The 22,727-nt window shown below is 67.9% G+C and carries 22 protein-coding genes, 2 tRNA genes and 1 pseudogene; 12 read left to right on the top strand and 13 right to left on the bottom strand.

The window, feature by feature from the left end:
• Positions 1 to 18: 18 nt before the first annotated feature.
• The 4 genes from FHS96_RS12685 to FHS96_RS12700 all read right to left on the bottom strand — a co-directional run bounded on the left by FHS96_RS12685 (position 19) and on the right by FHS96_RS12700 (position 4,702).
• On the bottom strand, positions 19 to 1,353 hold the full coding sequence (locus tag FHS96_RS12685) for a c-type cytochrome (RefSeq protein ID WP_429591655.1): 1,335 nt from the start codon (positions 1,351 to 1,353) through the stop codon (positions 19 to 21).
• A complete protein-coding gene (locus FHS96_RS12690) occupies positions 1,350 to 3,500 on the bottom strand; it encodes a xanthine dehydrogenase family protein molybdopterin-binding subunit (RefSeq protein ID WP_429591658.1) in 2,151 nt (716 codons plus the stop codon). The genes FHS96_RS12685 and FHS96_RS12690 overlap by 4 nt, the downstream gene beginning before the upstream one ends.
• Complete coding sequence (locus FHS96_RS12695) at positions 3,493 to 3,948, bottom strand: (2Fe-2S)-binding protein (protein WP_429591660.1); 456 nt, start codon at positions 3,946 to 3,948, stop codon at positions 3,493 to 3,495. Before FHS96_RS12695 ends, FHS96_RS12690 begins: the two co-directional genes overlap by 8 nt.
• Before the next feature lie 124 nt (positions 3,949 to 4,072).
• The gene (locus FHS96_RS12700; RefSeq protein WP_429591663.1) at positions 4,073 to 4,702 is read right to left on the bottom strand and encodes a response regulator transcription factor; all 630 of its coding nucleotides are present in this window, start codon (positions 4,700 to 4,702) and stop codon (positions 4,073 to 4,075) included.
• Between the two features lie 263 nt (positions 4,703 to 4,965).
• On the opposite strand from FHS96_RS12700, the gene FHS96_RS12705 reads away from it, so the two are divergent.
• Positions 4,966 to 5,979, top strand: a complete 1,014-nt coding sequence (locus FHS96_RS12705) for a zinc-binding alcohol dehydrogenase family protein (protein WP_429591666.1) — start codon at positions 4,966 to 4,968, stop codon at positions 5,977 to 5,979.
• Positions 5,980 to 6,000: 21 nt separating this feature from the next.
• Here the strand turns inward: FHS96_RS12705 and FHS96_RS12710 are convergent, their stop codons facing one another.
• Complete coding sequence (locus tag FHS96_RS12710; RefSeq protein WP_429591668.1) at positions 6,001 to 6,369, bottom strand: response regulator; 369 nt, start codon at positions 6,367 to 6,369, stop codon at positions 6,001 to 6,003.
• Positions 6,370 to 6,573: 204 nt separating this feature from the next.
• Between FHS96_RS12710 and FHS96_RS12715 the strand changes: the two genes are divergently transcribed.
• The 8 genes from FHS96_RS12715 (at position 6,574) to FHS96_RS12750 (ending at position 14,352) form a co-directional block, all read left to right on the top strand.
• Positions 6,574 to 6,957, top strand: a complete 384-nt coding sequence (locus FHS96_RS12715; protein WP_429591671.1) for a response regulator transcription factor — start codon at positions 6,574 to 6,576, stop codon at positions 6,955 to 6,957.
• A 60-nt stretch (positions 6,958 to 7,017) separates the two neighbouring features.
• The gene (locus tag FHS96_RS12720) at positions 7,018 to 8,643 is read left to right on the top strand and encodes an FAD-dependent oxidoreductase (RefSeq protein WP_429591674.1); all 1,626 of its coding nucleotides are present in this window, start codon (positions 7,018 to 7,020) and stop codon (positions 8,641 to 8,643) included.
• 323 nt (positions 8,644 to 8,966) lie between these two features.
• Positions 8,967 to 9,224: a hypothetical protein gene (locus FHS96_RS12725; RefSeq protein ID WP_429591677.1), complete on the top strand. Its 258-nt coding sequence runs from the start codon at positions 8,967 to 8,969 to the stop codon at positions 9,222 to 9,224.
• 346 nt (positions 9,225 to 9,570) lie between these two features.
• Positions 9,571 to 11,211 carry an MFS transporter gene (locus tag FHS96_RS12730; protein WP_429591680.1) on the top strand — a complete coding sequence of 547 codons (1,641 nt, stop codon included), beginning with the start codon at positions 9,571 to 9,573 and terminating at the stop codon, positions 11,209 to 11,211.
• Entirely contained in the window at positions 11,208 to 12,338 is a 1,131-nt protein-coding gene (locus tag FHS96_RS12735; RefSeq protein WP_429591682.1) for an HlyD family secretion protein, read from the top strand. Before FHS96_RS12730 ends, FHS96_RS12735 begins: the two co-directional genes overlap by 4 nt.
• Entirely contained in the window at positions 12,338 to 13,702 is a 1,365-nt protein-coding gene (locus FHS96_RS12740; RefSeq protein ID WP_429591685.1) for an efflux transporter outer membrane subunit, read from the top strand. Before FHS96_RS12735 ends, FHS96_RS12740 begins: the two co-directional genes overlap by 1 nt.
• 246 nt (positions 13,703 to 13,948) lie before the next feature.
• Positions 13,949 to 14,025, top strand: a tRNA-Pro gene (locus FHS96_RS12745).
• A 135-nt stretch (positions 14,026 to 14,160) separates the two neighbouring features.
• On the top strand, positions 14,161 to 14,352 hold the full coding sequence (locus FHS96_RS12750; protein ID WP_429591688.1) for a hypothetical protein: 192 nt from the start codon (positions 14,161 to 14,163) through the stop codon (positions 14,350 to 14,352).
• Between the two features lie 353 nt (positions 14,353 to 14,705).
• Here FHS96_RS12750 and FHS96_RS12755 read toward each other — a convergent pair.
• The 8 genes from FHS96_RS12755 to FHS96_RS12790 all read right to left on the bottom strand — a co-directional run bounded on the left by FHS96_RS12755 (position 14,706) and on the right by FHS96_RS12790 (position 20,622).
• Positions 14,706 to 14,781: transfer RNA gene (locus tag FHS96_RS12755), tRNA-Phe, on the bottom strand.
• A gap of 35 nt (positions 14,782 to 14,816) precedes the next feature.
• Positions 14,817 to 15,026: a DNA gyrase inhibitor YacG gene (locus FHS96_RS12760; protein WP_429591690.1), complete on the bottom strand. Its 210-nt coding sequence runs from the start codon at positions 15,024 to 15,026 to the stop codon at positions 14,817 to 14,819.
• Positions 15,004 to 16,005, bottom strand: coding sequence for a ribonuclease (locus FHS96_RS12765; protein WP_429591693.1), 1,002 nt, complete (start codon positions 16,003 to 16,005; stop codon positions 15,004 to 15,006). The genes FHS96_RS12760 and FHS96_RS12765 overlap by 23 nt, the downstream gene beginning before the upstream one ends.
• On the bottom strand, positions 15,998 to 16,573 hold the full coding sequence (locus FHS96_RS12770) for a Maf family protein (protein ID WP_429591696.1): 576 nt from the start codon (positions 16,571 to 16,573) through the stop codon (positions 15,998 to 16,000). Before FHS96_RS12770 ends, FHS96_RS12765 begins: the two co-directional genes overlap by 8 nt.
• 43 nt (positions 16,574 to 16,616) lie before the next feature.
• Positions 16,617 to 16,835, bottom strand: a complete 219-nt coding sequence (gene infA, locus FHS96_RS12775; RefSeq protein WP_003049127.1) for a translation initiation factor IF-1 — start codon at positions 16,833 to 16,835, stop codon at positions 16,617 to 16,619.
• Between the two features lie 106 nt (positions 16,836 to 16,941).
• Positions 16,942 to 19,056 carry a sodium-translocating pyrophosphatase gene (locus FHS96_RS12780; protein WP_429591705.1) on the bottom strand — a complete coding sequence of 705 codons (2,115 nt, stop codon included), beginning with the start codon at positions 19,054 to 19,056 and terminating at the stop codon, positions 16,942 to 16,944.
• Between the two features lie 131 nt (positions 19,057 to 19,187).
• Positions 19,188 to 20,087: a thiamine-phosphate kinase gene (gene thiL / locus FHS96_RS12785; RefSeq protein WP_429591708.1), complete on the bottom strand. Its 900-nt coding sequence runs from the start codon at positions 20,085 to 20,087 to the stop codon at positions 19,188 to 19,190.
• Between the two features lie 16 nt (positions 20,088 to 20,103).
• Positions 20,104 to 20,622: a sterol desaturase family protein gene (locus FHS96_RS12790; protein WP_429591711.1), complete on the bottom strand. Its 519-nt coding sequence runs from the start codon at positions 20,620 to 20,622 to the stop codon at positions 20,104 to 20,106.
• A gap of 166 nt (positions 20,623 to 20,788) precedes the next feature.
• Between FHS96_RS12790 and FHS96_RS12795 the strand changes: the two genes are divergently transcribed.
• The 3 genes and pseudogenes from FHS96_RS12795 to FHS96_RS12805 form a co-directional block, all read left to right on the top strand.
• On the top strand, positions 20,789 to 21,109 hold the full coding sequence (locus FHS96_RS12795; RefSeq protein ID WP_429591714.1) for a hypothetical protein: 321 nt from the start codon (positions 20,789 to 20,791) through the stop codon (positions 21,107 to 21,109).
• 94 nt (positions 21,110 to 21,203) lie between these two features.
• The gene (sucC, locus tag FHS96_RS12800) at positions 21,204 to 22,403 is read left to right on the top strand and encodes an ADP-forming succinate--CoA ligase subunit beta (RefSeq protein ID WP_429591717.1); all 1,200 of its coding nucleotides are present in this window, start codon (positions 21,204 to 21,206) and stop codon (positions 22,401 to 22,403) included.
• Between the two features lie 151 nt (positions 22,404 to 22,554).
• Positions 22,555 to 22,727 (top strand): annotated as a pseudogene (locus FHS96_RS12805) (electron transfer flavoprotein subunit beta/FixA family protein); the annotation flags it as partial.

Here is a 22,727-nt window from a genome sequence, read left to right on the forward strand (position 1 = left end):
TCTCCTGCGGTGATATCTTTACTCTTCCCGCATGTGCTTCACGTCGGCGGCGGTGATCCGCGAGGGGGCGGAACCGAAGCGTGCGGTTACATAGTTCGCTGCGGCTGCGATCTCCGCGTCGGTATAGGCGGCGCGGAAGCCCGGCATGTAGGCACCCGTGCGTTCCGGCGAGCCACCGGTGCCGTTCAGGATCATCAGCGCGACATTGGCGGCGGTGGCATCATTGACGGCGCGGTTGCCGGTCAATTGCTGGTCGGCGGTGATCGCGCCGCGCCCGGTCCAGGCGTGGCAGCTTGCACAGGCGCCCTCGAAGATGCGCTTGCCCAGCGGATTGCCGGTGGGGCCGGCGCTGGCCACGGCGGGTGCGGGGCCTGCCATTGCGGGCGAGGCTGCGGTGCGCACCGCCGGCACCGTTTTTAGATAGGCGGCCATCGCGGCGAGGTCCGACGGGGTCATGCGGCTGGTGCTGAGTTCCACCGCCTCGGCCATCGGCCCCGATGCCACGCCGCGGCCGGGCGCATGGCCCTTGGCCAGATATTGCGCAATGTCCGTCTCGGTCCAGCTGCCGATGCCGCTCAGCCGATCGCCGCTGATGTTATAGGCGTTCCATCCCTCGGCTTGGCCGCCCGCGAACTTGCGCCGCGTGTTCATCGCCTGCAGCAGGTTGCGCGGGGTGTGGCACTCGCCGCAATGGCCCGCGGCCTCGACCAGATAGGCGCCGCGATTCCATTGCGGGCTGCGGTCGGCGATGGGGCGGAAGCGCGTGTCGCTGTTGAAGAAGCCGCTCCATACCGCCATCAGCCAGCGCTGGTTGAACGGGAAGCCGAAGCTGTTGGGCAGGTTTGCCTGCCGCACCGCGGGCAGCGAGGCGAGGTAGCGGCGGATCTGCAGCACGTCCGCATCGGTCAGCATCGTGTAGGATGCGTAGGGGAAAGCGGGATAGAGCCGTTCGCCATTGCGGCCGATGCCCTTGTGGACGGCGCGGAGGAATTCGGCATCGCTCCACGCGCCGATGCCGGTCTCGCGATCGGGGGTGATGTTGGGCGTGTAGATCGTGCCGAACGGCAGCTTGAACGGCCGCCCGCCCGCGAAGGGCTTGCCGCCCTTGGCAGTGTGGCAGGCGGCGCAATCCGCCGCCTCCGTCAGATATTTGCCGCGTGCCAGCGGATCGGCCCCGGCGAGTTCGAGGGGGACGCCGGTAGGGGAAGCGCCCTGATAGTCGGTCAGCGCCACCTGCTTTCCGCCGGCGAAGGCCAGCGCATCGGGCAGGAAGAACAGGCGCCACGCGATGAGGCCGCCGATCAGCAGCACCGCGCCGGCAAGGATCAGCAGGTTGCGACGCCGCCGGGTCATGCGCGGACTCCCTTCGCGATCAAGGCCGGGTCGATCGGCATGCGGGTGAGGTGGACGCCGGTCGCCGCGTAGATCGCGTTGCACACCGCCGCTTGCACGGAGACCGTGCCGGGCTCACCGATACCGCCTGGCGCCTCGGCATTCTTGACGACATGCACCTCGATCCGCGGCGTCTCATCGATGCGAACGACGCGATAGTCGTGGAAATTGCTCTGCTCCACGCGGCCGCCGCTCAAGGTGATGCGGCCGTGCAGCGCGGCAGAGAGGCCGAAGATCAGCCCGCCCTGGATTTGCGAGATGATCCCGTCGGGATTGACCGGGGTGCCGCAATCGACGGCACTGGTCAGCCGCGCCACCGTCACCGCGCCCTCATCATCCACGCTGACCTCGGCGATCGTGCAGAGATAGGTGCCAAAGACATATTGCAGGCTGATGCCCCGCCCGGAGCGTGCGGCGAGGGTGCCGCCCCAGCCGGCCTTGTCTGCGGCGAGATCGAGAACTGCGCGGGCGCGGGTCTGCTTTCCGATCAGCGCGCGGCGGAAGTTGAGCGGATCGCGTCCCGCCTGATGCGCGACGCGATCGACGAAGCTCTCGGTGGCGAACACGTTCATGTTGGGGCCGACGCCGCGCCAAAAGGCTGTGTCGACGCCCTTGGGCTCATGGCGCACCCATGTCACCAGGGTCGCGGGGAAGTCGTAAGGCGTCTCCGCCGCGCCATCCACTGCGTCGCTGTCGATCTTGCCGTCGAAGCCCGGCGGCAGCCAGCGGCCGATCACGCTGGGGCCGGCCACCTTGTGCGACCAGGCGACGGGCTTGCCATCCTCCAGCCGGGTGCTGAGCCAACTGCCATAGACCGAGCGATAGGGCGTCTTGCCGATATCCTCCTCGCGCGACCAGACGACCTTGACCGGGCCATCGACATGCCGGGCGATGCGCACCGCCTTGCGCGTGCCATCCACTTCAAGCCGGCGGCCGAAGCCGCCGCCGATCAGATGGTTGTGGACGATCACCTGATCGGGGGTGAGCCCCGCTTCCTCGGCGGCGGCACGCTGCGTCATCGTCATCACCTGCGTGCCCACCCAGATCTCGCAGCGACCGGGGGTGAGGTGGACGGTGCAGTTCATCGGCTCCATCGGCGCATGGGCGAGGAGCGGAAGTTCGTAGAAGGCGGAGATCACGCCATCGCCGGTAAGCTTGGCCTTCGCACCGGTGTCGACCGCGATATTGCCCTCGGCACGGCCGGCCTCGATCAACCCGGCGCGGATCGTTTCGGTGGACGCCGCAGCGAACGGCCCGTCCGTCCACGTTACGTCGAGCGCGGCGAGCCCGCGCAGCGCCGCCCAACTCGTATCGCCGACCACCGCGACCATGTCCTCGAGGATGATGATTTGCTGGACGCCGGGCAGCGTCTTCGCCTGCGCGTCATCGACCCGCGCGACCTTGCCGCCGAGCACCGGCGAACAGGCGAGGCTGGCGAAGCGCACCCCTTCGGGCATTGCGTCGATGCCATATTTCAGCGAGCCGTCGGTCTTGTGCAGCGTGTCGAGCCGGCGATGCGAACGGCCGATCAGGCGGAAGGCGGCAGGATCCTTGAGCGGCGGTTCGGCGGGCGGGGTTTCGCGCATCGCCGCGGCTGCGAGCGTGCCATAGGCCGCCCGGCGTCCGCTCGCGTCGTGGATCACCTCGCCCGCCTCTGTGCGGCAGGCCTCGGGGGCGACCTGCCAGCGCCGCGCCGCCGCTGCGACGAGCATCGCGCGGGCGCTGGCGCCCACCTTGCGCAGCGGCAGCCAATAGGCGCGTACCGACGTCGAGCCGCCGGTCGCCTGCACCTGGAAGATCGGGTTGCCGTAGAGCTTGTCACTGGGCGGTGCCGCTTCCAGCGTCACCCCGTGCAGCGGCAGGTCGAGCTCTTCGGCGATCAGCATCGAGAGCGCGGTGTAGATGCCCTGGCCCATCTCGGTCTGGGGCATGATGAGCGTCGTCTGTCCGTCGGTCGCGATGCGGATGAACGCGTCGGGCGCGAAGGCTGCGGTGCCGTCGGGCGCGGCGATGCTGGCGGTGCGCAGGTTGATGCCCAGCAGGAAGGCGGCGCCGCCGACCGCGCCGATGCGCAGCGCCTGGCGGCGCGAAAGACCGCGCTCAGCCATGTTTCGCCGCCTGCTTGATGCCTTCGCGGATGCGAACATAGGTGCCGCAACGACAGATGTTGCCGGACATCGCGGCATCGATCGCGGCATCGTCCGGCGCGGGATTGGCGGCGAGCAGCGCGGCGGCCGCCATGATCTGGCCGGACTGACAATAACCGCACTGGATCACGTCAAGATCGAGCCACGCCTTCTGCACGCGCGCACCCGTGGGGGTCGCGCCGACGCCCTCGATCGTGGTGATCCGGCGATCGCCGACCGCGCTCACCGGCAGCCGGCAGGACCGCACGGCGACGCCATCGACATGCACCGTGCAGGCGCCGCACTGGGCGATGCCGCACCCGAATTTGGTGCCGGTCATCCCCAGCTTGTCGCGCAACACCCACAGCAGCGGCGTGTCGCCATCGACCTCCGCGCTGCGCTTTTCCCCATTGATGATGATCTCGACCATCGCGTCCTCCGCTGCACCATCAAGGTGAAGCAAGTCGCGGTCGCGGCCCAGACATACCTAGGTATGCATTTGACGGGAAAGACAAGTCGGGGTAGATTTCGGGGGCTCGGCCCGAAAGCGTCGGTCAGAGATCGAGCAACTTGATCTTGCGCACCATGTCGGCAACGGAAATCGACTTCAGCTTCTTGCCGGCGCTTGAGCGGTGCATCTTCACCGTCACTTCGGTGATGCCCAGTTCATAGGCGATCTGCTTGTTGAGCAGACCGCGGGCGACGCCGCGCAGCACATCCGTTTCGCGCGCGGTCAGGCTGCGGGCAAGGTCGCGCACGATGTCGCGCTCACGCTGCCCAAGCCGCCGCTCACCGTCGCGGCGGAGCGCGTCGGCCACGGCGTCGAGCAGTTCCTGCTCGCGGAACGGCTTGGAAAGGAAATCGAGCGCCCCCGCCTTCATCGCCCGCACGCTCGTCGGCACGTCGGCATGGCCGGTGATGAAGATGATCGGAATGTCGACGCCGTCCTGCGCGAGCCGCGTTTGCAGCTCGAGCCCGCTGGATCCCGGCAGCCTGAGGTCCAGCACAAGGCAACTCGGCCCGTCGGGAAGGGTGTCGCCCAGCAGGTCCGCGGTGGCGGCATAAACGCGGGTCTTCATGCCGACGGAATCGAACATGTCGGTCAGGCTGGCGCGAACGTCCGGATCGTCGTCGACGACGAGCACGACCGGGGTGGGGCTCGCCTGCGGGGCCTCATGGCTCATCGCGGTTCTCGCTTCTGCCAGCAAAACCGGGCTCCTCGATCTGACCGCAACCGCGCCATCCTATCCTCGGCCTGCCGACATGACCAGCGGGGTCGGGGGCATACTTCGGTATGGGCCGCGCGCCCGCGCCACGCTCCGGCCGGAGCGGGCCACACCCACGGCAGGCCATGCGAAAACGCAGATCTGTCGTTCGATCTTGTGGGTGGCAGCCGGCCGGGTGAGGCCCGATCTACGCGTCGCATGACGACCATGGAGATTTTATCATGAAGGCCATCGGCTATCATCAGCCCGGCACGATCGATCGCGCCGACGCTCTGATCGACCTTGATCTGCCCGCCCCCGTGCCCGGCCCGCGCGACCTGCTGGTGCGGGTCAGGGCGGTCTCGGTGAATCCGGTCGACGTCAAGGTCCGCGGCTCAGGCACGCCGCCGCCCGGGGCGCCGAAGATTCTCGGCTTCGACGCCGCGGGCATCGTCGAGGCGGTCGGCAGCGAGGTATCGCTGTTCAAGGCCGGCGACGCGGTGTTCTACGCCGGTGACCTGTCACGCCCGGGAACCAACGCCGAACTGCACCTCGTCGATGAGCGGATCGTCGGCCACAAGCCGGCCTCGCTTGGCTGGGCAGAGGCCGCGGCGCTGCCGCTGACCGCGATCACCGCGTGGGAATTGCTGTTCGACCGGCTGGGCATCGCCCATGGCCGCAAGACCGCGGGCGGATCGCTGCTCGTCATCAACGGCGCCGGCGGCGTCGGATCGATCCTCATCCAGCTCGCGCGGCGGCTGACCGGCCTCACCGTGATCGCCACCGCCTCACGCCCCGAGACGAAGGCGTGGGTCGAAACGATGGGCGCGCACCTGGTGATCGACCACCACAAGCCGCTCGACGAGGAACTCGCCCGCATCGGCCATCCGGAGGTCAACTATGTCGCGGGGCTCACGGGCAGCGACCATTATATCGCGCTGTTCCCAAAGATCGTCGCGCCACAGGGCCATATCGCGCTGATCGACGATCCGCAGCACCTCGACATCGTGCCGCTCAAGCGCAAGTCGATCAGCGTGGCGTGGGAACTGATGTTCACCCGCTCGCTATACGGCACGCCCGACATGATCGAGCAGCACAGGCTGCTCGAAGAGGTCTCCCACCTCGTCGACGCGGGCGTGCTGCGAACCACGCTGACCCGCACGCTGTCCCCGATCGACGCTGCCAATCTCAAGGAAGCGCACCGCATCGTCGAAAGCGGATCTGCGATCGGCAAGACCGTTCTCGAAGGCTTCTGACCTACTCCGTGGCGGCGGTGCTCAGCGCGTCGTCGCCACATCGACCTGCGCGATCAGTTCGTCGGCGCCGAAGGGCTTCTTCAGCACCGCGGCGAAGCCGGCATGTGCGGCGGAGCGGCGCACGGCATCGGTCGCGAAGGCGGTAATCAGGATCACCGGTGTTCCGCATCCCGCCGCGCGCAGACGGTGCAGCAGATCGAACCCGCTGAGCCCCGGCATGTGAAAATCGGTGACGATCACGTCCGGCGCGAACTCGCCGACGGCGGCAAGGCAATCGCCAACGTCGGCAAAGCAGCGCACCGGATAGGCGATGCTGTCGAACAAGTCGCTGAGCGAGAGGCGCAGCGCCTCGTCATCATCGACGATGGCGATGCTCGGGGGGCGCGGCATGGTCGCTCCAGTAACGTGTGACCACCAACCGGCCAGTGACAAAACGTATCAACCCGCCAAATGTGCCGGCAACCGATACCACGGTATGGGTCGGGTTCGGTATGGGGGCGGTGTAGGAAAGTCCGGCGGTGTCGAGACGGCTTGACCGGCTGGCACAGTGATTCGATCTGACAGGAATGGTCGGGGATATTGGGAGGCCATCTGTTGGTTGACGCTTCACTGCCTGCGAACCCGATAAAGTCGATCGCGATCGTCGATGATGACGAGGATGTCGCGGCCGCACTCGGAAGTCTTGTCGACAGCATGAACGTGCAACCACACATCTTCCATTCGGCCGACGCATTTCTTGCCTCGGCAATTGGCAACGCGATCGATTTGGTGATCAGCGATGTCCAGATGCCCGGCACCGGCGGGCTTGAGTTCGCGCGGATCCTGCGCGGAGCCGGCGTTCCGTTGATCCTGATCACCGCCTTTCCCAGCGCAGAGGTGGAGCGGCAGGCGATGGTGCAGGGCGTGCGCTGCTTCATGCGCAAACCGTTCGATCCCACCGCGCTGATTGCCTGTATCGAAGCGATCCTCGATGGTTGAGGGCGAAGGCTCCGCCGAGGACATGGTGGCGCCGATCATGAACCGGATGGAGGCCTGGGCGTGGAAACCATAGGGCGCGACCTGCGCGAGATGCAGCGAATCCCGCTTGCCGCGGCGCATGTCGCGGCACTCCGGCAGGCGGGTGTCGCGCGCGACTATCCGGCCGGAACCTTCCTCGCCCGCCCCGGCGAACCGGCCGATCGCTTCATCTATGTCGAGGATGGCGAGATCGAGGTGGTCAACCCGCTGACCGGAGAGCGCCATCTGCCATCGACACTGGGGCCGACCCAGTTCATGGGCGAGATCTCGTTTCTGGACGGCGGCAACTGGTCGATGCCGATGCGCACGGCGCGTCCGACACGGGTGATCGAGGTCGCCCGCGCCGCAATGCTGCGGCTGATGGCGGACATTCCCGAAATGTCGGACATCATCATCACCGTGCTCGCCGCGCGCCGCCGCCGCCAGCTGGAGGCGCGGGACAGCGCGCTGATCCTGATCGGTGAGGATGTCGATCGCGCGATCGGTCGCGTCGCCGATTTCGCCAGCCGCAACCGGATTCCGTACACCTCGCTGCCGCTCGGGAGCGATGCGGCCGGGGAAGCGGCACGGAGCTGCGCGATCACCGCAACCGGGCCGATGGTGATCTTCGGGCGCAGCATGATCGCCGATCCCACGCCGGAGCACGTCGCAGGGCTGCTGGGGCTCGGCCGCGACCTGGTCGATGACGAGGCGTTCGACGTCCTCATCATCGGCGGCGGCCCTGCCGGCGTGGCGGCGGGAGTCTATGCCGGCGCGGAGGGGCTGCGCGCGCTGGTGGTGGAGGATCTTGCCGTCGGCGGGCAGGCCGGGACCTCCAGCCGGATCGAGAATTACATGGGCTTCCCCACCGGCATCTCGGGCGCCGATCTCGTCTGGCGCGGCGAAGTGCAGGCGATGAAGTTCGGCACGCGCTTCGCGGTGCCGCACCGTGTCACGCTGCTCGAGCAGCTCGACGAGGGCGATTTCTGCGCCACTTTCGACAATGGCCGGCGCGTGCGCGCCCGGGCGGTGGTCGTGGCGACGGGCGTGCAGTATCGGCGCCTGCCGATCGATCGGCTTGCCGACCTCGAAGGTGCCGGCATCTATTATGCAGCCACCGAGAACGAGGCGCGGACGTGCCATGGCCGCGAGGCGGTGGTGATCGGCGGCGGCAATTCGGCGGGGCAGGCGGCGATGTATCTCAGCCGCTCGGCGCGCCACGTTCGCGTGCTGGTGCGTGGCACCTCGCTCGCCGCCTCAATGTCGCATTACCTGTCGAGCCGGCTGGAAGCGGATCCAGCGATCAGCATCGAATATGGGGCCGAGGTCGTGGCGCTCCATGGCGAGGATCGGCTCGAGGAGGTGACGATCCGCGACTGCGCCACGGGCGAGGAACAGCGGATCGATATCTGTGCGCTGTTCATCATGGTCGGCGCGGCGCCCAACACCGAATGGCTCGCCGACCTCGTGCGGCTCGACGACAAGGGCTTCATCCTGACCGGGGAGGCGGCCGGCGGGCGATCCTCCTTCGCCACCTCGCGCGCAGGCATCTTCGCGGTCGGCGATGTCCGCGCGCATTCGGTGAAGCGCGTCGCCTCGTCGGTCGGCGAGGGCTCGGTCGTGATCTCGCAGGTATGGGATCATCTCAATCCCGTCGTCCGGCTCTGACGCTCAAGAAAATGGGGCGGCTCCGTCAGGCGCCGCCCCACAGGTCGTAGGGGTCGCCCCTTGGGGGAAGGGGCAAGGGCGAATGTGCCGTTGATCGCGATGAAATGATAGTATCCAATGGTCTATGGTCGGGACGTCGCCAGTATCGGTTCCCGGTCGATCCGATGAGGCATGATGGTCGACCGGAAGAAGGTGGCTCATACATTGGTATCAAGACCGGCCTGTTTGCGTCTATGCTATACCTCCGTGCCCTGATGCGCCCGAACCTCCGCGCCTAAGTCTGCTGTGACGATCAGCTCCGGTTGTTGCGCAAGCGGTACAATATGCTGTTCAAATTCGTCGCTTCGGGTGCCGCGCTGGCGCTGCTGGGGGCAGCCGCGCCTGTTCCGGCGCAGGATGAGGCGCCGTTCGTCGACCCGCGCATCGCCGCGATCGGCGGCTGGGACCGGGTCGATCATGATGGCGAGGATGGCTCGGGGTTCGTGCTCGGCGGCATCGCCGGCTATATGGCCGGCTTGATGCCGCGTCGAGTGTGCTGCTCTACGGCGAGGCGGGCTATTCAACGCGCGCTTCGGCGATGAACTGACGCATACCACCGGTACAGCCACGACCGTGATCGAAAGCCATGACGGTCGTTGGGGTTTCCGCGTCGGTGCCGGCGTCGATTATGCGATCACGCGGCTTCTTCGTGGGCGGCGCATATCGCTATTCCAACTATGCGCCCCGCATCTCGCGCAACCGGGTGCTGGCGAGACCGGCTTCCGTTTCTGACCGATGGCGGCCGGCGGACGTATTGCGCCTGTCGGCTGGGGCTGGGCCGCTCATACCAGCGTATGTCTTGCCGCAGCGGGGCCGCCGCCGGAAAATGCCCGGGTCCGTAACAAAGGTGGCCGATGCTCCTGCGGACGATCCGGAGGCTCAGCATCCATGTCCGCCACATCTGGGGAATATCGCTTCTCGCCCGAGGAGAGGCCGTTGTTCCCCGGCTCGCCCTGGTCGGCCCGGCACACCCCTGCCAACCGAGTCGCCTACGCGGTGTCGGCGCTGGTAATGGCGATCGCCAGCGGGCTGGGCAATGGCATGATCACCGCCAACCTCGCCGCGATCGCGGGTGAGATGGGCCTCTATGTGGCGGAGGCGAACCTGCTGCTGGCGGTCTATGTCGCGTTCAACGCCACCGCTAACCTGCTGCTGGTCAAGGCGCGCATCCAGTTCGGCATTCCGGCGACGATGCATGTCGTGCTTGGCGCGCTGATGGCGGCGCAGCTCGTCCAGATCCTCCACCCGACGCTCGGCACCGCGATCCTCGCGCGCGCGATCAGCGGCATCGCGGCGGGCGGGCTGACCACATTGTCGCTCTACAATCTTTTCCAGGTCATGCCGATCAGGCTGCGGCCTATCGCCGCGGTGGTCGGCTTCTGCCTGCCGCAGCTCGCGGTACCGCTGGCGCGGATGTTCCCGCTGGATGCGGTGGCGCCGACGGGGTGGCAGGGGTTGCACCTCGTCGAACTGGCGGTCGCGCTGGCTGCGTGGGCAATGCTCAACCTCATGCCGCTGCCGCCGGTCGACCGCGGCAAGGCGTTCGAGCCGCTCGATGCGCTGACGGCGGTGCTGACGATCTCGGCGATGCTGCTGCTCTGCTCCGTCCTCGCGCTCGGCCGCTTCTATTGGTGGACAGATGCGCCTGCGCTCGGCTGGGCGCTGGCTGCCGCGATCCCGCTCATGGGGCTGGCGCTGCTGATCGAGGACAAGCGGAAGCGGCCGCTGCTGTGGGTGCGCTGGTATGCGACGGGCGACATCCTGTTCTTCACCGCGGTCGCGATCGTCGTGCGCGTGGCGTTGAGCGAGCAGACCTATGCCGCGGTCGGCCTGCTGACGCTCGGCGGGCTCACAAGCGATCAGCTCCATCCCCTGTTCGCGATCGTTCTCGCCGCGATGGTCGCCGGGATCGTCACCGTCGCGCTGACGCTACGCGCCGACCGAATCGTCCCGATGATCATGATCGCGGCGTGCCTCATCGCATTCGGTGCATGGCTCGATACCCACGCCACCAGCGTCACCCGCCCGCCGCAGCTCTATGTCAGCCAGGCTCTGCTCGGCTTCGGGACCATCCTGTTCCTCGGCCCGGCGCTGATGTTCGGCATCGGTCACGTCATCCGGCGCGGCGGCAATTATCTCGTCAGCTTCGTGGTGCTGTTCAGCACGACGCAGAATGTCGGCGCACTTGCCGGCTCCGCGCTGCTCGGCAGCATCCAGGTGATGCGCACGCGGACGCAGGCGGAACAACTCGCCGAACACCTGTCGTTGGGCGACCCCGCCGTCACCGCGCGGATCGGCGCTTATGCGCAGACGCTCGCGCCGCGGATCATCGATCCCGCCGGCCAGGCGCAACAGGCGCGCGCGCTGCTCGGGCAGGCGCTTAACGGGCAGGCCAGCATCCTCGCCTTCAACGACGCGTTCTGGGTCGTCACCATCATCGCGCTGGGCACGGCCCTGTTCATCGCGGCCGTCACCTTCCGCGATTTTCTGCGCCAGCGCGCGCTCCAGCCGGCAGGGGCCGCAGCATGACCGACACCGCACGCACGACGCCGGCAGCCACTGCCGCGCCCACCGACGCGGCAGCGCCCCAGATCGGCGACACGCCGGCATGGCACCCGCCGCGGCAGAGCCCGTTCGTCACCGCCTTCCTCGCGCTCGCGCTGCTTGCCGCGGTCGCCATCGTGCTGCAGGTGTGGGGCATCGGGCCGTTTGCGGGCGATGTCGAGAAGACCGACAATGCGCTGGTCCGTGGCCGCACCGCGGTGATTGCGCCGCAGGTCAGCGGCTATGCCACCCGCGTGCTCGTGCACGATTATCAGGCGGTGGCGGCGGGCCAGGTGCTCGTGCTGATCGACGACGACATCTACCGCGCCCGGGTGGCGCAGGCGCAGGGCAATCTTGACGTGCAGCTCGCTACATTGGCCAACAGCCGGCAGGCGCATGCCGCGCGCGCCGCCGGCATCGCCGGTCAGGACGCCGCCGCCGCCGATGCCGCTGCGCAGTTGCTGCGCGCCAAGGCGGATATGGCGCGTGCGCTCGATCTCGTCAGCGACGGGTCGATCTCGGTGCGGGAGCGGGATCAGACCGCCGCCGCGCTCGCGCAGGCGGAGGCGGGGCTGCGCCAGGCGGCTGCGAACAGCCGGATCGCGCAGCAGGATTTGCGCACCGTCGATGTCGGCCGCGCCGGGCTCGCCGCTCAGGTCGAGGTCGCGCGTGCTCAGCTCAGGCTCGCGCAGATCGATCTGCTCCACACCGTGATCCGCGCGCCCGAGGCGGGGCAGCTTGGTGAGATCCACGTCCGTCGCGGCCAGTTCGTCACCAACGGCACCGCGCTGATGGAACTGGTGCCGCCCGATCGCTGGGTGATCGCGCAGTATAAGGAAGGGCAGACCGATCGCATGGCGGTGGGCCAGTCAGCCAGCTTCGCGGTCGACGCGCTGGGCGGCCGCCGACTGACCGGCCGGGTGGCGCAGATCGCTCCCGCGACCGGCTGGGAGTTCGCGGTGCTCAAGCCCGACAATGCCACCGGCAATTTCGTGAAGGTGCCGCAGCGGGTGGGCATCCTGATCCTCGTCGATCCGGGCCAGCCGCTGGCGGCGCGGCTGCGGCCCGGCATGTCGGTCGAGGTGCGCGTCGACACGACGGAGGCGCGCTGATGCGCGGCGCGGCGATGCTGCTGGCCGCGGCACTGCTCGCCGGCTGCGCCGGTCCACGCCCCGCCGCGCCTTCGGACGCCGCTGTCGCGGTGCCGCCGGCATGGCGGGGTGGGCAGGGTGGCGAGCAGGCGATCGCGCCCGACTGGTGGCGCGGCTTCGGCGATCCCGCGCTCGACGCACTGGTCGCGCGCGCGGTGGCGGGCAATGTGGATCTGCTTGCCGCGGACACGCGCATCGCCGAGGCCCGCGCGCAGTTCCGCCTGGCTGCCAGCCGGTCGCTGCCCTCCGTCGCGATCGACGGCAATGCCGGCCGCTCGCGCGCGCTTAACCCGCTTGGCATGGGCATCGACCAGACCCACGCCACCGGCGAACTGACCATCGCCTATGAAGCGGATCTGTTCGGCCGCCTTGCCTCCGCGACCGATGCCAGCCGCAAGACGCTCGCCGCCACCGGCTTCGCGCGCGACACCTTGCGCATCGCGTTGGTCGCCACCATCGTCTCTGGCTATGCGACCTTGCGCGGGCTCGACGCGCAGCGCGCGATCGTGGCGGCGACGGTGGAGGCCCGCGCCGGCGAGCTGGCGGTGATTCGGCGGCGCTATAGATCCGGCTATGGATCGCTGCTGGAACTGCGCCAGGCCGAGACCGCCTATGAATCCGCCGCCCGCCTCGTGCCGGTGACCGAACTCGCCATCACCCGCCAGGAAAATGGGCTGAGCCTGCTCGCCGGCGACGCGCCCGGGCCGATCGCGCGCGGCAAGGATGTCGGGGCGCTGGTGCCCGGCTCCATCCCGCAGGCGCTGCCGGCCGATCTGCTGCGGCAACGGCCCGATATCGCCGAGGCTGAAGCGCGGCTGGGCGCGGCGGACCGCAGCCTCGATGCCGCACGCGCCGCCTTCATGCCCAGCGTCCAGCTCTCGGCATCGGGCGGCGCGGTCGCCTCCACCTTGCTCTCCGATCCGGTCAGCCTGTTCTCGCTCGGCGGATCGATCCTCGCGCCGCTGTTCCGCGGCGGCGCGCTGAGGGCCGAAGCCGATGCTGCTGCGGCGCGCCGCGATGCCGCCGCCTATGCCTATCGCAAGACCGTGCTGACCGCGTTCGGCGAGGTCGAGGATGCGATGGCGGCGGTCCAGCGGCTGGGCGAGGAAGCAGCGGTGCTCGATCGCCAGGTGGAGGCCAACCGCGCATCGCTCACGCTCGCGCAGCGCCGCTACCGGGCGGGCTATGCATCCTATCTCGACCAGCTCGATGCCGAACGCTCGCTGCTGGACATCGAACTTCAGCGCACTGCGCTTCAGGCGGAGCGGCTGGCTGCGATCGTGGCGCTCTACCGCAGCCTCGGCGGCGGCTGGGGCCGCGCCTGAACGGAACTGCTCGCGAGCCAAGGCCGAACGCGCGCGGGATGACGACCGGAAGACAGGACTGCGATTCGGGCGAGACCATGATGCGGACGGCCGTGCGCCATCAACCTCCGTCGCCGCGTTTGCGCCCGTGATCTGGGACGTTCGCGTCGCGTCTCACAAAAGCTGCGATTGAGCGCTTGCACAGTCCGAAAGGGGCATCTATAGGCACGCGCCTTGCCTCCGGGTGGTTCGCCACCCTGGATCGGTCGGGGAGTAGCTCAGCCTGGTAGAGCACTGTCTTCGGGAGGCAGGGGCCGGAGGTTCGAATCCTCTCTCCCCGACCAATTTCTTCAGAATTTTGCGATAATCGGCGGCGGCGCGCAAGCCCGCCTGCCGGTCGCATCGCGACCTTGTCGATCTCGGTTGATGGCGCCAGCGCCCCGCATGACTTCCCGCATGGGATCGTGGGAGGACGAGCGTTGAGGGAGTTGTTGCAGCGCACCGACGAAGGGGCGGGGCTTTCCGATGGAAGCCTGCACATCATCCTCGATGCGATGCCGATGACGCTGTCCCAGGCGACCATCGATGGCGGGCAGATCCGCTTCGCCAATCGCGCGTCCGAATCTGTCTTCCGTTTCAACGCGGCGGACTTCCCGTCGATGCGGGATTGATTCGGGGCAATGGGGCCGCTGCTATCGCAGCGCGAATTCGCCTGGGCGCGATAATTCCGAGGGCTCGGCTCTGCTTCCCAGCCGGCCCTGTTCAGAGTTGAAGCCGTCAGACCTTACACTTGGCGCGACTGCCCCTCTCCCTGGCCCGCTGCGCGGGCCTTTCCCTCTGCCGATAGGGGCGAGGGGAAAAAGATGGCCGCAAACGCAAAGTGTGAATCTGATGTCGCGAAGTGCAGCAGAGGGCAGTTCGGCGTCAGCCACGAACATCGCGGTCGTCTTGCGCGGGGTTAAACGCGCGGTTCCTCAGCGGCTTGAGAGCCGGGAAGCAACGTCACCAATCATGTTCGGAAAGATGGTGCCCGGGGACGGAGTCGAACCGCCGACACTGCGATTTTCAGTCGCATGCTCTACCAACTGAGCTACCCGGGCCCTGCCCTGACGAGCGGGAAGCGGGCCTATAGAGGTCAATCCGACCGCTTGTCCAGCCCATCCGTATCAATTTCCTGACCATCGGGATCGGCGGGGTTGCCGGGCACCCGATATCCCTCACCCAGCCACTGCAGAAGGTCGCGATCGCGGCAGCCCTGGCTGCAGAACGGGCTGTGATCGGCGCTCACCGGCGTGCCGCACAGCGGGCAGCCTTTGCGGCGGCTAAGGGTGCTCGGTTTCGACATAGGCCGCCGATATGGCGAGCGCCGGCTCCGCCCGCAAGGCGATGGCGGTGCCGGCGCGGCGCGCCAGCGCATCGGTCCACGCCGATTCGGCCGCGATCAGCGCTATGACCGCGGGGGCCGCCACCAGCGTCCGTACGCCGGCACCCTGCGCACGTTCCCCGGTGCGCAGCAGCGCCAGCGCGGCGGCACGCACCGGATTGCGCTGGATCAGTTCGGGCAGCGAGCGACGCTCGCGCCGGCGGACGATCTGGAGGAAGCCGAAGCCGTTGACCGCGGTGCGCTCGAACGGCTGTGGCAGCGCCGAATCGAAGGCCTCGGCGGCGGCGAGGCGCGCGGACTTGTCCGGCACGGTGGGCAGATCGATGCCGATCGAGCCGGCGATGCCGTGGCGGCGAATCGCTTGCGATGCGGCGCGTGCGCCGGCCACCGCCAGCGCGGCGGGCGGCAGATGGCCGTCGACATCGATCAATGTCATCGCCGGGGTCAGCGCGACATCGAGCGCGCCGCCGATGAAGCGGATCTCGCCGGTCGTCGCTTCCTCGAGCAGTTCGGACCAGCCGGCCGCTTCGAGGCGATCGGGGCCATGATTGGTCAGCCGGGTGACGCGCGTGCCGGTCGCGGCGATGCGCTCGGCGAGCGTGGGTGCGGGGCGGGGCGTCTCGCCCGCGGGCGCTGCGCGGACCTTGGCCAGTTTGGCGCGGCGCGCCTCGCCGATCGCTTCGCGCATCACTTCGGCAACAAAGGTTGCGCCGTGCGTCACGCCGGGCGGCAGCGGCTCGACCAGCGCCTGTTCGCCGGTTTCGGTGGTGGCGATCCCGCGGCGGCCGGGGACGACGATCTCGGTCAACCGCGCGGAGAGGATCGCGCCGGCGGCAAGGCCGGCGCCCTCGCGCTCGATCAGCGCTTCGACGATGCTGTCATCCTCCACCAGCACGGCGCGGTTCTCACCGATGCCGGCTTCGTAGAGCCACTCAGCCAAGCGTCGACCCGCCGGCAGCTTCGATCAGCGCGCGCGTCTCGTAGAGCGGCAGGCCGACGACGCCCGAATGGCTGCCGGCAAGCATCCGCACCCACGCCTCGGCGCTGCCCTGGATCGCATAGCCGCCCGCCTTGCCGCGCCATTCGCCGGCGGCGACATAGGCGTCCACCTCCTGTGCGGTCAGCCGTTTGAAGGTGACGATGGTGGTGGAGAGGCGGTGGCGCGCAGTGCCGGCGGCGTCGATCAACGTCACCGCGCTCAGCACGCGGTGGCGCCGGCCCGACAGCAGATCGAGGCAGCGGCGCGCGGTGGCCTCATCCTCGGCCTTGGGCAGGATGCGCCGGCCCGCCGCGACGACGGTGTCGGCGGCGAGCACCAGCGCGCCGGCATGGCGCGGCGCCACCGCCGCGGCCTTGGCGGCAGCGATGCGGCGTGCATAATCGGCCGGCAGTTCGGCCTTCAGCGGGGTCTCGTCGATATCCGCAGGATCGACGGCATCAGGCGTCAGCCCGATCCGTGCGAGCAGATCCAGCCGGCGGGGCGATGCGGAAGCGAGGATCAGGCGCATCGGCTGTCCTCCCCAGGCGCGGCCGGCGTCCGGCCGCGGCCGGTCACTTGAAGCGATAGGTGATGCGACCCTTGGTCAGGTCATAGGGGGTCAGTTCGACCAGCACCTCGTCGCCCACCAGCACGCGGATGCGGTTCTTGCGCATCTTGCCGGCGGTGTGCCCGAGAATCTCATGATCATTCTCAAGGCGTACGCGGAACATTGCGTTGGGGAGAAGCTCCACAACCTGTCCGCGCATTTCGAGCAGTTCTTCCTTGGCCATGCAAATCCTGATTGTCGGAAAATCGCGCCGCCTTAGCGCCTGATTGCAAAAAAGGAAAGGCCGGCGGCACGCATGCCACCGGCCCTATCCAACCGGGTAGCCCGGCCTATCCGACAGCCGCGTGCGCCAACGCCGCGAGCAGCAGCAGCGCGACGATATTGGTGATCTTGATCATCGGGTTCACCGCCGGCCCGGCGGTGTCCTTATAAGGATCGCCCACCGTGTCGCCGGTTACGGCCGCCTTGTGCGCCTCGGATCCCTTGCCGCCATGATGGCCGTCCTCGATATATTTCTTGGCATTGTCCCATGCGCCGCCACCCGAGGTCATCGAGAGCGCGACGAACAGGCCGGAGACGATCACGCCCAGCAGCAACGCGCCCAGCGCCGCGAAACCATTGGCCTGCCCCGCAACCGCCGTCACCGCGAAATAGACGGCGATCGGCGCGAGCACCGGCAGCAGCGACGGTATGATCATCTCCTTGATCGCCGCCTTGGTGACGAGATCGACGGTGCGCGCATAATTGGGGCGGCTGGTGCGATCCATGATGCCGGGGTTGCTCGCGAACTGGTCGCGCACATCCTTTACCACGTCGCCGGCGGCGCGGCCGACCGCGGTCATCCCCATCGCGCCGAACAGATAGGGCAGCAGCGCGCCCAGCAGCAGCCCGACGATCACATAGGGGTTTTCGAGGCTGAAGCTCACCTCCAGGTCAGGGAAGAATTCGCGGAGGTCGGTGGTGTAGGCGCTGAACAGCACCAGCGCGGCGAGCCCGGCCGACCCGATCGCATAGCCCTTTGTCACCGCCTTGGTAGTGTTGCCCACCGCATCGAGCGCATCGGTCTTCTCGCGGACGCTGTCGTCCAGCCCGGCCATCTCGGCGATACCGCCGGCATTGTCGGTGACCGGGCCATAGGCGTCGAGTGCCACGACCATGCCGGCCAGCGCCAGCATCGCCGTGGCGGCGAAGGCGATGCCGATCAGCCCAGCGAGCTGATAGGCGACGATGATCCCGACCACGATCACCAAGGTCGGCAGCGCGGTCGCCTCAAGGCTGATCGCCAGCCCCTGGATCACATTGGTGCCGTGGCCCGTCTCCGATGCCTTGGCGATGCTGCGCACCGGGCGGTAGCCGGTGCCGGTATAATATTCGGTGATCCACACGATGAGGCCGGTGACCGCGAGGCCGACGAGCATCGACCAGAACAGGTCCATGCCGGTGAAGCCGCCGGCGCCATCCAGCCCCGCACCGATCACCGCATCGAGGTCGCCCAGCGTCTGCCGGGTGACGTACCAGATCGCCGGGATCGAGAGCAGGGCGGTGGCGATGAAGCCCTTATAGAGCGCGCCCATGATCGAATTGTTCGATCCCAGCCGCACGAAATAGGTGCCGATGATCGAGGTGATCACGCAGATGCCGCCAACCGCCAGCGGCAAGGACATCAGCGCCATCAACTGCTCGCCGCCGGTCTGCACCAACAGCGCGGTCAGCACCATCGTCGCGCCGATCGTCACGACATAGGTTTCGAACAGATCGGCGGCCATGCCCGCGCAGTCGCCCACATTGTCGCCGACATTGTCGGCGATCACCGCCGGGTTGCGGGGGTCGTCTTCGGGAATGCCCGCCTCGACCTTGCCGACGAGGTCGGCGCCGACATCGGCCGCCTTGGTGAAGATGCCGCCGCCGAGCCGCGCGAAGATCGAGATCAGCGAGGCGCCGAACGCCAGCGCCACCAGCGCGTCGATGACGATGCGCTCGTCGGGAGCGTGCCCCGCAGGGCCGGTCAGGTACCAGAAGAAGACGGAGATCGCGAGCAGCGCCAGCCCGGCCACCAGCATGCCGGTGATCGCGCCCGCGCGGAACGCGACCGTCAGCCCCGATTGCAGCGACTGCCGCGAGGCTTCCGCGGTGCGGACATTGGCGCGCACCGAGATGTTCATGCCGATGAAACCGGTCGCGCCCGAAAGCAGCGCGCCGATGACGAAGCCGATCGCCGAGACCGGCCCGAGAAGGATCGCGATGAGGATGGCGACGATGACGCCGACGATCGCGATGGTCCGATATTGCCGCCCGAGATAGGCTTTCGCGCCTTCCTGGATGGCCGCGGCGATATCCTGCATCGCCTCCGTGCCGGGGCTTGCCGCCAGCACCTGTCGTGACGTGATGAAGCCGTAGATCACGGCGAGCAAGCCGCACGCGATCGAAATCGTGACGATCGTCATTCCTCTCGCTTCCTTCCCCTATGCCCGACACCGGGCCGGTTGGGTGGCGCCCCTTGTCATGCGGGTACGCTCATCGTTGGAATCACAGGGGTATAGGTGCGGTATCGTGCGCGCAAGCACGCGTTGGCTGCTCAGCTGCCGTGGAGATATCCCAATCGCGCGGGCAGCGGCACGTTCTTGTTCGCATATGTTAAAGTGAGCCCATTGCCCGCCGCGACCACGCCGATGCGGGTGGCCCGGACAACGTCCGGCGGAGCGACGCCGGCCGGCAGCGCGAACAGCAATTCATAATCGTCGCCCGCCGTCGCCGCGGCGAGGATCGCGTCCAGCCCTGGCGGCGCGGCGGGCGTCACCGGCAGTGCATCGAGCGCGATGGCGATCGCCACGCCGCTCGCCTCCGCCATCCGGCCGGCATCGATCAGCAATCCGTCCGACACGTCCATCATCGCGGAGGCGAGCGGCGCGATCGCGCGGCCCTCGGCCAGTCGCGGCACGGGGCGGCGATAGGCGATGACGCAGGGATCCCCGTCATCGTCTCCCGCCATCGCCCGCGCCAGCCCGATCCCCGCCGCGCCGATCAGGCCGGTCACCCACAGCGTGTCCCCCGGCCGGGCGCCGCCACGTGCCGGGGCGGCGGCGGTGCGCCCGATCGCGGTCAGCCCCAGCGCGCGCGGCGTGTCGGCAGGGACCGAGACGGTGTCGCCGCCGAGCAGCGGCATAGCGAAGGTGGTGAGCGCGGTATCCAGTCCGGCGAGGAAGGCGGCGTCCCATGCCGCGTCGCCCGCCAGGCTGTACCCCATCAGGCAGCCGACCGGCGCCGCGCCCTTGGCGGCAAGATCGGAAAGATTGACCGCCAGAAGCTTCCACGCGACGTCACCGGGCGGGTCGGTGGGGAGGAAATGCACGCCTTCCACGATCATGTCGTGCGTCAGCACCAGATCGCCGAGCACCGCCGCATCGTCGGTCAGTCCGCGCGCGGCGGGATGGGTGGCGAGGGCGCGGAGCCCGTCGATGAAGGCGGCTTCGGTCATCGCCTGCGGCGCCCGATCAGGATGCGCTCGCCTTTTCACGGCCCTCGGGCGCGCGCACGCCGGCACGCGCGCGGCGTTTGAGTTCCGCCTTCAGCTCTTCGGGCTTCGGCGCCCACAGGAATCCGAAACTGACCGTGCCTTCCTTGGTCTCCACGACATGGTGCAGCCGGTGCGCCTGGACGATGCGCTTCATATAGGCGGAGCGTGGCACATAGCGATGCGGCAGGCGGCGATGGACGATCACGTCGTGGAAGCCGAAATAGATCGCGCCATAGGCGGCGATGCCTGCACCCACCCATGTCGCGCCATCGCCCCACCCGCCCTGCACCCCCGCATAGATCAGCAGGATCGAGGGGACCGCGAAGATCACGGCGTAGAGATCGTTGAGTTCGAACGGCCCGGTGCGCGGGCGATGATGGCTTTCGTGCAGGAACCAGCCCGGTCCGTGCATCAGCCAGCGATGCGCGACATAGGCGAAGCCTTCCATCAGCGTGACGGTAAGGGCGAACAGGGCAAGGCCGATCCAGACGGACATGGCGCCCCTATAGGCGGGAATGATGTGGGGCGCGATATCAACCTCACGCCATGCCGACCTTCGCCCGTGGGTCAGCAAATCGCCACCGCGATCCCCTCACTGGTCATCGGCGGTTCAGCGTGCGATGGCAATGCGTGGAGCTGCCCGCACGACGGAGTTCGCCAAGATGACAAAGCCGTTTGCCCTGCTTGCCCTGCCGCTGCTCGCCGTCGCCGGTTGCGCAACAGTCTCGCCGGAGGCGCGGTTGCGGGCGGGTCTGCTCGATGCCGGGCTGCCGCCGCGAGTCGCAGGATGCATGGCGGAACGCATGGCGGACCGGCTGACGATCGATCAGCTCCGCCGGCTCGGCTCGATCGCGAGTTTGAAGGATCGCGACGTCGGCCAGATGTCGGTCGACGAGTTCCTCTACAGGGTGCGAGGATTCCGCGACGTCGAACTGATCGAGGTGACGACGCGCGCCGCGCTGGGCTGCGCGATCGCGGGCTGATCCGCCGCTTTCGGCGGGAAGCGGGGCTTTCAATCCCCTGTCGCCTGTGCTTAAGCCCCCGGCGACTCTCCGTCCGAAAGGATTAGACGCGCCCATGAACATCCACGAATATCAGGCCAAGGAAGTGTTGGCGAAGTTCGGCGTTCCGGTTCCCGCCGGTTTCGCCGCCCTCACGGTTGACGAAGCGGTCGAGGCCGCCGGCAAGCTCCCCGGGCCGCTCTACGTGGTGAAGGCGCAGATCCACGCGGGTGGCCGCGGCAAGGGCAAGTTCAAGGAACTGGCCCCCGAAGCCAAGGGCGGCGTCCGCCTCGCCAAGACGCTGGACGAAGTCCGCGCGCACGCCACCGACATGCTCGGCAACACCCTCGTCACCATCCAGACCGGTGATGCGGGCAAGCAGGTCAACCGCCTGTACGTGACCGACGGCGTCGACATCGAGAAGGAATTCTACCTCGCGCTGCTCGTCGACCGGGCGACCGGCCGCGTGGCGTTCGTCGTCTCCACCGAAGGCGGCATGGACATCGAGACCGTGGCGCATGACACGCCCGAGCGCATCCACACCTTCGACGTCGATCCCGCGACCGGCTTCCAGCCGCATCACGGCCGCGCCGTCGCCAACGCGCTCGGCCTGAGCGGCGATCTCGCCAAGCAGGCGCAGAATGTCGCGTCCAAGCTGTATGACGCGTTCCTCGGCACCGATGCTGCGCAGATCGAGATCAATCCGCTCGCGATCACCGGCGACAACAAGCTGATGGTGCTCGACGCCAAGGTCGGCTTCGACAGCAACTCGCTGTACCGCCACAAGGATCTCGTTCAGCTTCGCGACGAGACGGAGGAGGATCCGGCCGAGATCGAGGCGTCGAAGTACGACCTCGCCTACATCAAGCTGGACGGCAATATCGGCTGCATGGTCAATGGCGCCGGCCTCGCGATGGCGACGATGGACATCATCAAGCTGAACGGCGAGTTCCCGGCCAACTTCCTTGACGTCGGCGGTGGCGCGACCAAGGAAAAGGTGACTGCGGCGTTCAAGATCATCCTGTCCGATCCGGCGGTGAAGGGCATCCTCGTCAACATCTTCGGCGGCATCATGCGCTGCGACATCATCGCCGAGGGCATCGTTGCCGCGGCGAAGGAAGTCAGCCTGTCGGTGCCGCTGGTGGTGCGCCTCGAGGGCACCAACGTGCAGCAGGGCAAGGATATTTTGGCCAATTCCGGCCTGCCGATCGTCCCGGCGAACGACCTTGGCGACGCCGCCAAGAAGATCGTTGCCGAGGTCCGTTCGGCCGCCTGACGACCAAGCGCCCGCCCCAAGGGAGGGCGGGATTCAGGAACCGGGTGCATGGCTTAGGTCAGGCACCCGGGTCCGAACGGGAGAGGGTGAACGGCGAAACAGCCGCGCAGGCACAAGGCTTGCCCCTCGCCCATTACGAGGAGGGAGCGTCATGAAGATCCTTGTGCCCGTGAAGCGAGTTATCGATTATAATGTGAAGCCGCGGGTGAAGATGGATGGCACGGGCGTGGACCTGGCCAACGTCAAGATGTCGATGAACCCGTTCGACGAGATCGCCGTCGAAGAGGCGATCCGCCTGAAGGAAAAGGGCGCCGCGACCGAGAT

The organism is Sphingomonas zeicaulis (genome assembly GCF_050433225.1).
Taxonomy (GTDB): domain Bacteria; phylum Pseudomonadota; class Alphaproteobacteria; order Sphingomonadales; family Sphingomonadaceae; genus Sphingomonas_D; species Sphingomonas_D zeicaulis.